The organism is Sodalis endosymbiont of Henestaris halophilus (assembly GCF_900161835.1).
Classification (GTDB): domain Bacteria; phylum Pseudomonadota; class Gammaproteobacteria; order Enterobacterales; family Enterobacteriaceae.
The window spans coordinates 965,903-980,056 of sequence record NZ_LT897836.1; the positions used below are offsets into that span (position 1 = coordinate 965,903).

Below are 14,154 nucleotides of genomic sequence, written 5' to 3' on the forward strand. Positions count from 1 at the left end.
GTATCGATATAGCTACGCACCAGAGCTAATACTATTAGATTTTTTATACTTGCTTTCATGAGTTGTGCTTTACCTGACGATACATCTACGCGCCTATCGCTTACATCGACCGTTTATTAAACAAAATATATATACGTTTCAAAAATATATTCAGGTTGGCAAAGGTACGACTGAAATTTAGCAGTAGCAAATAATAACAAAAGAATGCAAAATTAATTGTTAGAATGCATAATGTAAGTGCATGATAAGCAAAATCACTTACACCATGTTAATGCTTTAATTGCAACTGTTGTGTTTCTTTATAAGCCTTAATCCTAAAATAAAGGTTGCAATAACTTTGGGCGTAAAAATAACTTATTGGCAAGGTACTTAACAAGCACCCAGCGATCGACTTAATTATATTTCATATGCACTATTTAATTAAATGTCGTAAATTTAATTTGCTTAAGTCTATTTCTAATTGATTTATTGTATTTTTCTTGCAATGGTTTTATGCTGCTGCAGTTACTTAAACTGCTAACACTAGCATTGTACACTACCAGTTAACTATAGGAAAACTTTCATTAATGGCAATATTACTAAAGCAACAAGCAATTATCTTTGATATGGATGGGTTGATTATTGACTCCGAACCATTGTGGCATCAAGCAAAGCTGGAAGTATTTGCTGAATTAGGAAAAATAGACGTTTTAGCTGCCACACCCCAAGATACTCTGGGATTACGGATAAATGAAGTAGTAGATCTCTGGTATCAGGAATCTCCCTGGCAAGGACCATCACGGCTCGAGATAAGCAATCGTATTATTGAACGCGCATTAGAGATAATCGAACAAAAAAAGCCATTGCTACCTGGGGTGATGCAGGCTCTAATCCTGGCGTCGGAGTGTAGGTTAAAAATTGGTTTAGCGTCGGCCTCGCCGTTATTTATACTGGAGCGAGTATTGGAAATGTTTTCACTGCGGCGTTATTTCCATGTTATTGCTTCGGCGGAACAATTAACTTACAGCAAGCCACACCCGGAAGTATATCTTCGTGCTGCAGATGACCTGGACGTCAAGCCAATGCGTTGTTCTGCTTTAGAGGATTCTATTAATGGAATGATTGCTACCAGGGCGGCTCGCATGCGCTCGATAGTTGTGCCGGATGCTGGTATGCGCGATGACCCGTGCTGGTGTCTAGCTCAAGTGCAGCTACCAACGTTGCTGGCCCTTGAAGCGACACACATCTTATAATTCTATGATAACATACAAAATAGTTGCAGTTAGGGCTAAACATAGCAATTCATTATCAACTACCAGAAAAAATTTAAGGCATACGTTTGACCTGTCAACGAAAAATTTGATGATTTGAAAATGTAATTTCACTACTTTTATTTAGATCTACAAAGTATTAATTAGTACGTTATCATCGTCTGATGCAACTAATAGCTACTACATGTAGCTATTCTTACATGGTGTGATAGGCGCTACTGGCAGCGAACATTTAAGTTTATAGCTGTCGATAGTTATTACAAACTTGACCTACTCATCATATCATAGTTCTGATTGTGACTTGCATGCTTGTGCAGTACCTCCATCGTGTTTGTGGTGAAATTCACGCAAACTATCATTCAGTTATTATTTTAAAACGTAATATTCGGTTTAACTGTGTTGCTAAACACCAAAGTCCCAAGAAGTTTTATTATTTAAGCAATAACATTTTAATAATCTTATTTGATAGTTCTTGAGTGTTGCAGGGTAAAGATGTAGCTGGTATTAAAACTTCATCTGCGCATCGTGAGTATTACTTATCAAAATCAAGCAGATATTATCGTTCATTAGTATAGTATGACTTTATAATTACATTGATCGCATTATTTTGGCAATATTTTAGTTTATTACGGACCCCGGTTAAGTATTGGTCATGACGTCGGCAAGTAGTAGGTAAACTATTATTTCCGGATTATATAGGGGATTACGCTTTATTAAAATTAACAGTCTACGACCCTCTAGGGATAGAACATAAAGAAGAAATGTTTGAGATTTAAGTGTGCGGAATATTCATTTTAAGAGCAAAAATGCTAAGCAATTAACACTTTATTATTCACAGTAGCTTACTGAAGCATATCATTTATTTTAACTAAAATTATCTTTGCGTACGCTACGATGCAAAGTCATGGGTAAAACTATCAGTGGTGACATCATAATTATTAATTTTATTTATAAAATTCGCTTTTGACATGCCATATTACGATATGGTTTAATTAAACTGGCAGAATATAATTAATATCATAGTATTTTACTACGCACTATGAGCAATAGAGAATTTGTTTTATGTTATTATAAGCTATAAGATGGTGATCTTTCACCTGATTATATAGCTACAAACAACTTATTATTTAGTCTAGTGCGCAATTAATAAGAGATAATCTTCCCTTAGTTTATAGATACATATCGGTATCTGTATTAAAATTGTCCTTATTATGGGCAATAGCCTTCAAAAATAGATTTTGATAATAAGTATTATCCTTAAGTTCAGCTAATCGTTAATGTTCTTGTTATAGATCCTGACGCTGCTACTTTAAATCAACGGCTGGTTCGGTTGTTGATTTAAATAAGGTTAGATGATAACTTTGAAAAGTTTTGCATTGTAGGGAAAGTATTAGTCGTTATCAATTAGTGATATTATCTAAATCGTTAATATGGTGAATTACTAATTAGGTCATACGATATGCTTGAAGATGGGCATATGGTGGCCCTTTCTCCATTACGGCTAATCTGTAGCGATTATAGAGTGTTAGTCACGTATATGATATGCTAAGACATTGATATTACGTTTTTTATTGAGGTTAGAATGAGTGATTCAAGTGTTTTTTTCTACAAGAATGCTTGTTTTATTGAGAAAAATCATCAAAGTAGCTCAAATCTCTCTAGAAGGCATTAATGTTTCATACGACAGATTATATAGCTCATTAATAAATGCTTAACAATTGCGTAAAATGAAGCTAAAGCCAGAAAATCCTTGAACGAAGTTTCATTGATTTTGGAGATTATTAGTCTACTTGTTTGTACTATGATAATAGTATCTAGAAAGTCGTATGTTGTCATATTATGCTAACGGTTACACCTTGCTCCCTTAATTGGCGACTGGGATTACGCGTTAACGGGTAGAAAATTTTAAAGTAATCCATTTCAGCGGCAAGGGATTGCATTATATTGCATAATGATAAAAATGTTGCGTTTTCCCATGACTTCCGAAGGACATATCATTTTTGCTTTTGGTATAACTATTTTAGCCAAAAAAATGGCTTTAACGCCTGACCTGGCCTATGGAGATTGGTGGCATATAATTCCAGGTGGATTAATTACCTGCTTACTACCGGATATAGACCATCCAAAATCAATTTTGGGACAGAAATTGACCTGGCTATCCGCGTTAGTTTACCATATTTTTGGTCATCGCGGCTTTACCCATAGTTTGTTAGCTATAATTACTGGCATTCTTTTGTTTAATCATTGTCAACCGCCGGAAAGCATAATCCCTTTCGATGCTTTTCATGCCATGATAATTGGCTATTTTAGCCATATCGTGGCGGATATGCTAACGCCAGCTGGCGTGCCGCTATTGTGGCCTTGTCGCTGTAGGTTTCGTTTGCCGATATTAATATTTACAAAAAACAATAAAATTGAACGTTTGGTATGTATTGCAGCACTTATTTTTGCCTTGCAATATCCGACAACCGAGCCGATAGCGCGGTATTTGACGATGACTGAGTATGTTCAAGCACTGTTGCAGCGAATGTACGTTAGTCTCTGTTGTTATCTATTTGAATATAATCGGCCCCAAAATGGGTAAGCCCTATTACTACGTATCATTTACACTACGAATTAGTACGTAACACATGTTATTTCATGTGATACTCTTTATGTTACAATAACCTATCTTTATTTAAAATATTCCTATAAAGGATAGCATAACACACTGTCAATAAATTATTTTATTGCCATGACAACGTTAAGAAAAAATCTATTTTGTAGTTTATTGAGTCGATCCTAAAAGTTATGAATAGATCATTACCTAACCATTTATATTTATTAAATTATACAACGTATTTATGTCAAATACACAAGGACTTCTAATGTCCAATAATGTCTGTTCAACACATCCCAAAAACTGTATTGTCTGGCATCCTTCTTCGTCTTTCTTCTTGTGCCCCAATTACTGAATCGATATGGTACAGGTTTAGCTTTATTTTGCACACCGATTAGCTACTATACAGTTTAGTTGAAGTTCTCTAAGTTCTTCAAAACTACTAATGCCAAACGTTACTTATTAGTAACGTTAAGCCACAAAAATTGTAAGACAGGCCCTCTGATACCCCCCAATTAAGGTTGCCAAATTTTTAAGTATTCAAAATTAATTGCGTATTAGAAATCTAAAGTAGCACTTTGCTAGAAAATTTTCTTATGTTTGAAAAGATTCCCCCTTTTAATTATAAAAGCATACATAAAGTATTGAACATGCAATGTGGCTTTGTTGATACGGTGTGCAATCTTTATAGTTTTGCTATAAGTTTTATGTAACAATGATATTATCAACTTCGATCTAGTCAATAACAACACAACGGTGTTTTTATACAATGTATCCATACAATATCCTAATTGTATTTAGACTATGAAGTCTAAATCTCATAACCAAACACCTTAGTGTGAGACGACTGTTCATGGCTGCTTCTGGGAAGGTATCTAGCTGCAGCAGAAAGCGTTACATAATGTGTTATGGAGATATCAGATTGCAAAATTCTGCACAGAAATATGATATAAAAATGGAGTATTGTAGAGTAGCGACTCTCTATAAACGCTTTAAAAGCGTGAAGTATTTTAGCCGAATATTTCGGCTCCATTGGATTATTAATCCGCCTACCTTAAACATATAAAACTGTAAGCATTAGTTTTATCCGTTAATGCCTGCGTAAAAACGTCAAATGCAGGTGTTAGGTTTTGCGGTATTTACGGGATATCCTGCAAATGCAAATGTTTAAGACGCAAAGCGTTATTTCGTAAATAATCGTGAGACGCTATTGTCGTAAGAATCCTTTTGTAATTTTGCATAGTGCTAATAAATCAAGTCTGTCTGTAGAGGTAAGTAGATTTTTGTTATCGAAGCTTCGTATCAAAGCATTTTTTCAGGCTGTATAGCCATTTCAGCACCTTGCGTTGCCAACGACTGTCGGGATCAAGATTATGCGACGCATCTTTGACTAGTGATGCAGTTTGCTCTTCCGGATGCAGCAATGAGAGCTGCGAGTCATCAACGCCACCTTGCGTTGCTTTGGTAGAAAAAGATTCCAATTCTCTGAGTTTTTGACGTGCACGGTTGATAACCTCTGTTGGTACTCCCGCCAACTCTGCCACCGATAATCCGTAACTCTTGCTGGCGGCACCTTCTTGTACGCTGTGCATAAAGGCAATAGTGCCTCTATGCTCTAATGCATCCAGATGTATATTGAATACCCCTTTTATTTTTTTCGGCAGTGTAGTGAGCTCAATATAATGCGTGGCGAATAATGTCATAGCTTTGATACGGCTAGCTAGATTTTCCGCGCAGGCCCAAGCAAGTGCTAGCCCATCATATGTCGAAGTGCCACGGCCTATTTCATCCATTAAAACTAAGCTCTGACGCGTAGCATTACGCAGAATATTAGCAGTTTCTGTCATTTCAACCATGAAAGTAGAGTGACCGGAGGCTAGATCGTCCGCCGCGCCGATGCGGGTAAAAATGCGATCAATTGGTCCTATGACTGCTTTTTTGGCCGGTACAAAACTGCCGATATACGCCAACAGCACAATCAATGCTATTTGACGCATATAAGTACTTTTTCCACCCATATTGGGTCCTGTAATGATTAACATACGCCGTTCTTCAGATAATATTAGTGGGTTAGCGATAAATGGTTCGTGCAGTACTTGCTCTACGACAGGATGGCGCCCGCCGATAATATGGATGCCAGGCTGGGAATCTATAGTAGGACATATATAGTTTAGTGTTTCAGCGCGCTCAGCCAGATTGCACAAAACATCTAGTTCAGCCAGTGCCGTAGCGCTTTGTTGCAATGCTACTAAATGAGGCAACAGCATATTCAATAGCTCATCGTACAGCGTTTTTTCTAAGGATAGCGCTTTGCTCTTCGAGGTCAGTACGTTATTTTCGTATTCTTTTAGCTCAGGAAAGATATAGCGTTCGACATGTTTCAACGTTTGACGACGCACGTAATGTATTGGCGCTAAATGGCTCTGATTACGGTTTAGCTGAATAAAATAGCCTTGTACGGTATTGAAGCCTATTTTTAATGTCTCTAGCCCTGTTTTTTCTCGCTCACGCAGTTCAAGACGGTCAAGATAATCAGTTGCACCCGCCGTTAGGTCACGCCATTCGTCTAGTGTGGTATGGTATCCTGGTGCTATGACGCCACCGTCGCGTATAAGCAACGGTGGCGACTCAATAATAGCTCGCGCTAGCAAATCGTGCACCGCCTCAAACTCGCCGACTTGTTTCAGTAATGGAAGCAAATAGGTATTTGACTTATTATTTAGCAGGGTTTGAATAGCCGGCAACTGTGCCAAGGAGTGACGCATGCGCCACAAATCGCGTGGCCGAGCAGAACGAAGCGCCAGACGAGCTAGTACCCGCTCCAGATCTCCAACTTTGCGCAGCAGCGGTTGTAGATCCTTTACTTGGTCTTGTAGCGTGCGAATAATTTCTTGTCGGTAAGTTAGAGTAATAATATTGCGGGTAGGCATGTGTAGCCAGCGTTTCAACATTCGGCTGCCCATGGGCGTAACCGTGCGATCAAGAATGTTTGCTAGCGTTTTTTCGCCGCCGCCGCTTATGTTTTGCGTTAACTCTAAATTGCGCTGTGTCGTGGCATCTAGGATAATATTATCCTGCTGATGTTCTAGGGATACGGTATGAATGTGTGGTAAGGAAGTGCGCTGGGTATCTTTGGTGTATTGCAGTAGACAACCTGCAGCGCGCAGTGCTAGCGGTGCTTTTTCAATACCAAAACCGGTTAAATCCCGGGTGCCAAACTGCAGGGTTAGCTGCTGACGTGCGGTGTCAAGATCAAACTCCCATATAGGTCGTCGTCGACGGCTGCGGCAATGCTCAATAAGCGCTATATCCTCCAGTATTTCGGGATAAAGTAGTTCGGCTGGATTGGTACGCCTTAATTCCTCAGCCATGGCTGATCGGTCTGCAGGCTCCGAAACCAGAAAACGGCCCGAGGTGATATCAAGAGTAGCATAACCAAAGCCGTGAGGCGACAGCCATATGGCGGCCAGCAGGTTATCCTGGCGTTCGTTGAGTAACGCTTCGTCGCTAATAGTGCCTGGTGTAACGATCCGGACTACCCGCCGCTCTACAGGACCTTTAGTTGAGGTAGGATCTCCTATCTGTTCACAGATAGCAACCGATTCCCCCAGTGCCACCAGCTTAGCTAGATAATTTTCAACCGCATGATAGGGAATGCCTGCCATAGGTATAGGTTGACCAGCGGATACACCCCGTTTGGTAAGAGATATATCCATGAGATGCGCCGCACGCTTGGCATCATCGTAAAATAACTCATAAAAATCCCCCATTCTATAGAATAGCAATATTTCCGGGTGTTGTGCCTTAAGTTTTAAGTATTGCTGCATCATGGGGGTGTGTGCATTCAGATTTTTGGTGTCATTAATAGACATGTTAAATTAATCCATATAATGATAAGTTATAATAATTATCGGTATTATTATTGGTATTACAATAACTGTTTAAGTATTACTTAACGCATTTAATGTGGAATAGGCGATGTCAAAATATTGACCAGAATAAATTGGCGTGTTACCATAAATAATGTATTTCTTTCGGCTGATCTGCAAATGCGTTTTAACGCAAGAACTTTAAGTAAGATAAGGTTGGTAATGTGACCAATTGCTTAGTAATTTCCTTTTGCTGTCACTATTGTGTGCCTGACAGATGCAAAGGTCCACTGCCAGTATTTTTATCTTAAGGTGCAGTAATAAGACGTGCTCTTTGTAGTTAATGAGTAGTACATTAAAATTGGCCATCAAAATAAAAATGTTATTATCACTTTGAATTTTTGTAAATAAATTAATTAAATAAAGCACGTGCTGTTGCATTTAGACTGAAAAGACCACACTGTTTTTGGACTTCATATCATTATAATAAATAGTTGTATAACTTTATGAAAGCTATCTGCTCGGTTATCAATCTCTTAAGAAACCTCCGTTTTAAACGACAGAAAAATATTGACAAGCTTGTTATTAATTTTTGCACACAGCGCATTCAGAGTTTTATATGAAGAAGGTAATACTTTATCTTAACAGAGAGCAGGCAAACCCAAATCTTGCAAGATTCTTGATCTGAAGTTCACTTAACGATTCTAGATGGTAATTGAGAAATTTAGTTAGTTACATAGCTGCGCGAATTTTTTCGTGCTTATCGTAGCAACTAATGTCAATAACATTGCTAGACCAATAAACTTTATGGTTACAACGTGTCATTAAAAATATAAGTTTGATAAAAGCATATAACGATAATATCTGGTTATTTGTCGGTGCCATAGACCTTACTTTCATCGTAACCTTATACTTATAAGGATGCTCATATAGAAGTCATAAGATAAATCTGGGTCTAAGCTGGCTAAAAAATAAAAAGTAAACGATAAATAGTTGTCAAGTGTTAGCTTCAAACATAAACGCGGAGGAACTAACATATAGTTTGGGATCTGCGTGGTTGCCTTTTCCGGTGCGATGTTTCCTATCGACCAAGGAAATACTCCATTATACTTTAGTGGTAAAAGATTGTTAGGTGCTGTCACACCATCAAAGTTTACAAAGAATTAACCGTCTACATTACTGTGTAGGGAGGATAATAGTTAGATAAAGCCGCTCTTCAGTAAGTTACATACAGAATATATGTCTAATGACAGTTTATCTAAGCTCTGTTCGAGACGGAATTAGATATCACTCTTTATAGTACACACAGCATCACAAATACCATCAAGCTCCACTGATATAACATTAAGATTTAACTATAAACGAATTAAAACGTCTATTTCATAACTAGTTAGTAGAATAAGCAAATATTATTAATTACTGGTATTAACTTTGACTTATTGTTTATCTAGCAATGCATTCAGGAAAAGATAGCCTATTGATTATTTCTCTGCACAACTGTGCCCGTTAAATTAGTTTTAGTGCCAACCAGTACAAATTACTAGCTAAAATGATCGCTATCGGTAGCGTCAACATCCAGGCTAACAGGATGTTTTTTACAGTTTTACTTTGCACACCCCTGCCATCCATCACCATGGTGCCTGTGACCGCTGACGACAACACGTGCGTTGTCGATACCGGCATGCCGGTATAACTGGCGACGCCTATAGATACTGCCGCGGTTAGTTGTGCTGATAGCCCTTGAGCATATGTCATACCTTTTTTACCAATTTTCTCGCCAATTGTTGTGGCCACTCGTCGCCAGCCAACCATAGTGCCTAATGATAACGCTATCGCCACGATAACAATGATCCACATCGGCGCGTATTCTACCGTATACAGCAAATCTTTACGCAAGCTTGACAAAAAGCGTTTATCCGCGGCAGAAGTATCTGGCAGTTTAGCGATTTTATCGGCTATATCAGCGGCGCAAATCAGTAGACGTCTTACGTAAGAGCGCTGCTCCGCATTGAGCGATTCATAAGTATCTAAATTTTTAAGCAGTAGCGAGGTGTTATTAACAATAAATAATGCCCGCGACAGATCACAGTGAAAAACTTGCATCTGAGGTCTTTTCACTTGCTTTAAAATTTGCTTATTAGTCATAAGCACGCCAGATCCAGGATTTTTTACGTTCCGTGAAGGCACTAATACATCGTTTGGGCTGTCAATATGGGTGAACTTGTTTAGATGTTGTGTATAATACTGCTGTAAATAATTAACTGCATCTCTAGTACGGCTAATATCGTAGCTACTAGCATTTATATTTACTACAAAGCCTGTTGGTGCAACACCTATCAACACTAGCATGATAAGACCAATGCCTTTTTGACCGTCATTGGCGCCGTGAGAAAAACTGACGCCTGCCGCAGAGAAGATCAAGGCTATACGGGTACATAACGGTGGCTTATGCTTGCCATCTTCTCTCTCTCTCTCTGCTGGGGTCAAATGAATTCGGCGGCGTTTAGGGGTGCTGCTCCAGCATTGACGTAGAACGAACACCATTGTTCCAGCCAGCAACAATCCTACTGCTGGTGAAATAATAAGCGACAGTAGAATTTCAATAAGTTTAGGGATATTAAGCGCTTGTACAACAGAGCTATCGCTTACTAAGGCATTAGTCAAACCAATGCCAATGATTGCTCCAATAAGGGTGTGTGAGCTTGAGGCCGGCAAGCCAAAATGCCAGGTGCCAAGATTCCACAGAAGAGCTGCCAGTAGCATGGAAAACATCATTGCTAGCCCGTGTGCAGAACTAATGTTGAGCAAAAGGTCGGTTGGCAAGAGATGAACAATGGCATAAGCCACGCTTAACCCACCCATTAATACGCCTAGAAAATTAAATATCCCGGACATGGCGACCGCTAACTGAGAACGCATTGCTCGAGTATAAATAACGGTGCCAACCGCATTTGCTGTATCATGAAAGCCGTTGGTTGCTTCATAAATAAGAACAAAAATTAATGCGAGCACCAACATTATACTAGTAGGAAATTCCAGGACGGTAAGTAGATCTAGCATAGAGAGTTACGCCATTGGTTGGGTATGCACGAACCGCATTATCTGCGACAATAGGGTGGGTAGAAAAGAAAAATATAATCTTTTTTAATAAATTTGCTTTCCACAAGCGGGTACTACTTCCTATAAAGTATAAAACTTAACAATATACGTTATTTTATTTAAAATGGTATTTTCTTATCATGAATAGAATATACCGTTAGGCGCATAAAAATCAACCCGCAGCTTTTAGCGACGACAGATAATCAGGCCTTCTCATGAATGAGAAGTATAATTTATAGTGAGATATATAGCAGAAGATATTGTGCTATGGTCGTCATCGTTATCCCGTCCGTACCAGTATACTTTTGTTGCTTAAAATAAGCTTAATTAGTCTACTTAATCAGAAGTACCGTAACGGCGAATTGTGCTAGTAGCAACAAACTAAGCGGATCTCCTAGACGGTTCTTAGCAATTTACTTTGCCTCTCTAGTTAATGCTGATGATATACCACTAGCTAGTTTAGTCATTTTGTTAAAAATACTAGCACCAGACAGAGTCCCACACTGTAATTAACCGAAGAAACTGCTCTGTCTTCCTCGCATAATTAAAATTAAATTGCACTGTTATTACTTTTACTTATAGTAGGCAGCCACCATTTTTCTTAAGTCATCTATAGCGTGATTTAAACATATTCATACGCCAGATACATGATTACTAAAGTAGCTTTATGTATCGCGTCAATAATGAGTTGCTAATTATCGCAACTCAGATTGAAAACAACTGCGGACGTGCCAGACTCTTATTTTGCGTTAAGTCAAGCGTTGTTTATAATCATGTCCAGCGGTGCCTGGCACAAGACACGTAACTATCCTTTACCTATAGACACATGCGTATTAACTACTTTGCTGCCTTAATTTCTATCTAACAGATAGACAACTTGTAAATTCACCATAAGATCTTTGCAATCATAATTTTGAGGTTAATTATTATTCTGTATACAAATAGTTAAGATTAATGCTACTTTATAACCTAATTTTACTTGGTTAACTAACGCTAACGCATTGATTTACGTCACGCACCCTAGTTACTGACGTTACAATTTTTAGTTTCGTTGAAATTGAAACAGTAAATATGACTAAGTGTGCAAAGGGAGTGCTCTTTGTCATTTATAGTAATCTACCGCGCTACATCTTCTACGATGTATAAGCAACGCCACTAAGTAGTTGTCTATGATAATATATTTTCTCTAGAATAAGATGTATTTTGCTAAGGCCCAAACGGTATCATGAATTATACAATAGTGTGTTTTTTTTGCTAGCCCCCCTTAGAAGTTTGGCAGTATCGGCTAAATAGTTGCAAGGCCCTAGTACTATTTATTGCCGACGACAATGTAACCACGTTTACTAACATATCATGCACTAAAAACAATTATTGCCACGTCACGCTGAAATTATAGTGCGTCTTAAACTACGCTGATATTGCATTGTTCGTTGAACATACTAGTTACGAACTAGAATATCAGCGCACATCAAATAAAGTCTTCGAGAGGTAATATAATAATCCTTATAAAAAGGAGAAGTAGGTGTTAATATATATATAATAATACCCTTCTTCGATAAGTGAGATATTTTTGATAGGGTTATAATTGTTAGAGATGTGTTGTTTATCAAGAACACCTATTTTAGGTGATTTGAGCATCAAATATAAAAATAAATATAGAGAAATAATAATGAAGTTAGTTGCCATGTTAAGTATGTTTATAATAAGAAATCTTTCTGCATTTATTAGTTTGTTTAATACGTCAATATGATTTACGCGTCCGTTCTGATATTTTTCTTGTCACTAAGTTTTTCGATGATGAAATAAAATTCTATTATTTCTTTATTTTGATTATTTATTGTCGTTAGATGTAATATTAAATCACAATCAATTATATAAACACGTACGTCTATAAACTATCACGCTAACTATATAACTATAAAGGTTTTTTACTCACGAGCGTTTCATCATGTCAAAAAATTCATCGTTAGTTTTAGTCATCGCTAATTTATTGATTAAAAAATCCATCGCATCTATTTCACCCATAGGATGAATAATTTTCCGCAGGATCCACATTTTTTGCAGTTCTTCCTGAGTTGTTAGGAATTCTTCTTTACGGGTACCCGAGCGGTTGTAATCAATTGCTGGAAAAACACGTTTTTCTGCTATTTTACGCGATAGTTGCAATTCCATGTTGCCCGTACCCTTGAACTCTTCGTAAATTACTTCGTCCATTTTAGAGCCGGTATCGATAAGCGCGGTAGCAATTATGGTCAGGCTACCGCCTGCTTCCATATTACGTGCGGCACCAAAAAAACGCTTCGGACGATGCAAGGCATTAGCGTCGACACCTCCGGTCAGTACCTTGCCGGAGGCGGGTATTACCGTGTTGTAAGCGCGTGCTAGACGAGTAATTGAATCCAGCAGGATAATAACGTCTTTTTTATGTTCAACTAAGCGTTTGGCTTTTTCTATTACCATTTCGGCGACTTGCACGTGGCGAGACGCCGGCTCGTCAAAGGTAGAAGCGATAACTTCACCCTTTACTAGTCGCTGCATCTCAGTTACTTCTTCTGGACGTTCGTCAATCAGTAGTACCATGAGTACGCAGTCAGGATGATTATAGGCAATACTTTGAGCTATGTTTTGCAACAACATAGTTTTACCGGCTTTTGGCGGAGCCACAATCAAGCCTCTCTGGCCGCGGCCAATAGGCGAGGCTAGATCTAGAACGCGTGTAGTCAAATCTTCGGTAGAACCATTGCCGCGTTCCATCCGCAAACGGGCATTAGCGTGCAGTGGCGTCAGGTTTTCAAATAGAATTTTGTTGCGAGCATTTTCCGGCTTATCATAGTTAACTTCGTTAACCTTAAGCAGCGCGAAATATCGTTCGCCCTCTTTCGGCGGCCGAATTTTGCCAGAAATAGTATCCCCAGTACGCAGGTTAAAGCGACGGATCTGGCTAGGTGAAACGTAAATATCATCTGGTCCAGCAAGGTAAGAACTATCGCTGGAACGGAGAAATCCAAATCCATCTTGCAGAATTTCTAGCACTCCATCGCCAAATATATCCTCGCCGCTCTTGGCATGCTGCTTGAGGATAGCGAAGATGATATCTTGTTTACGCATACGAGCTAGATTTTCTAGCCCCATATTCTCGCCTAGGATCACTAACTTTGACACTGGCGTGTTTTTTAATTCAGTAAGGTTCATAATGGTGGGTTCTTAAACTAGGGGTATATCTTTCTTTAACTTTAATTGATTTGATGGGTGGTATTACAGCATAAAACCATGCTTGTTTACGGGATTTAATTTCGGTAAATTCTGTTTAAGATGCTGAATAGCAATTTATTTATTA

General features: G+C 38.4%; 5 protein-coding genes. 2 read left to right on the forward strand and 3 right to left on the reverse strand.

The window, feature by feature from the left end; genetic code table 11:
- Positions 1-566 precede the first annotated feature (566 nt).
- Entirely contained in the window at positions 567-1,232 is a 666-nt protein-coding gene (gene hxpB, locus HBA_RS02015) for a hexitol phosphatase HxpB (protein WP_097032370.1), read from the forward strand.
- 1,993 nt (positions 1,233-3,225) lie between these two features.
- Entirely contained in the window at positions 3,226-3,834 is a 609-nt protein-coding gene (locus HBA_RS02020) for a metal-dependent hydrolase (protein ID WP_097032618.1), read from the forward strand.
- 1,301 nt (positions 3,835-5,135) lie between these two features.
- Here HBA_RS02020 and mutS read toward each other — a convergent pair.
- From mutS to rho, 3 genes are all read right to left on the reverse strand, one after another.
- Positions 5,136-7,715, reverse strand: coding sequence for a DNA mismatch repair protein MutS (gene mutS / locus HBA_RS02025; protein ID WP_097032619.1), 2,580 nt, complete (start codon positions 7,713-7,715; stop codon positions 5,136-5,138).
- A 1,509-nt stretch (positions 7,716-9,224) separates the two neighbouring features.
- Positions 9,225-10,778: an inorganic phosphate transporter PitA gene (gene pitA, locus HBA_RS02030; RefSeq protein ID WP_097032371.1), complete on the reverse strand. Its 1,554-nt coding sequence runs from the start codon at positions 10,776-10,778 to the stop codon at positions 9,225-9,227.
- Positions 10,779-12,749: 1,971 nt separating this feature from the next.
- Entirely contained in the window at positions 12,750-14,009 is a 1,260-nt protein-coding gene (gene rho, locus HBA_RS02035) for a transcription termination factor Rho (protein ID WP_097032372.1), read from the reverse strand.
- Positions 14,010-14,154 lie beyond the last annotated feature (145 nt).

Coding starts and splice junctions, on each gene's coding strand:
- hxpB (WP_097032370.1), top strand. CDS start 567: ATGGCAATATTACTAAAGCAACAAGCAATTATCTTTGATATGGATGGG.
- HBA_RS02020 (WP_097032618.1), top strand. CDS start 3,226: ATGACTTCCGAAGGACATATCATTTTTGCTTTTGGTATAACTATTTTA.
- pitA (WP_097032371.1), bottom strand. CDS start 10,778: ATGCTAGATCTACTTACCGTCCTGGAATTTCCTACTAGTATAATGTTG.
- rho (WP_097032372.1), bottom strand. CDS start 14,009: ATGAACCTTACTGAATTAAAAAACACGCCAGTGTCAAAGTTAGTGATC.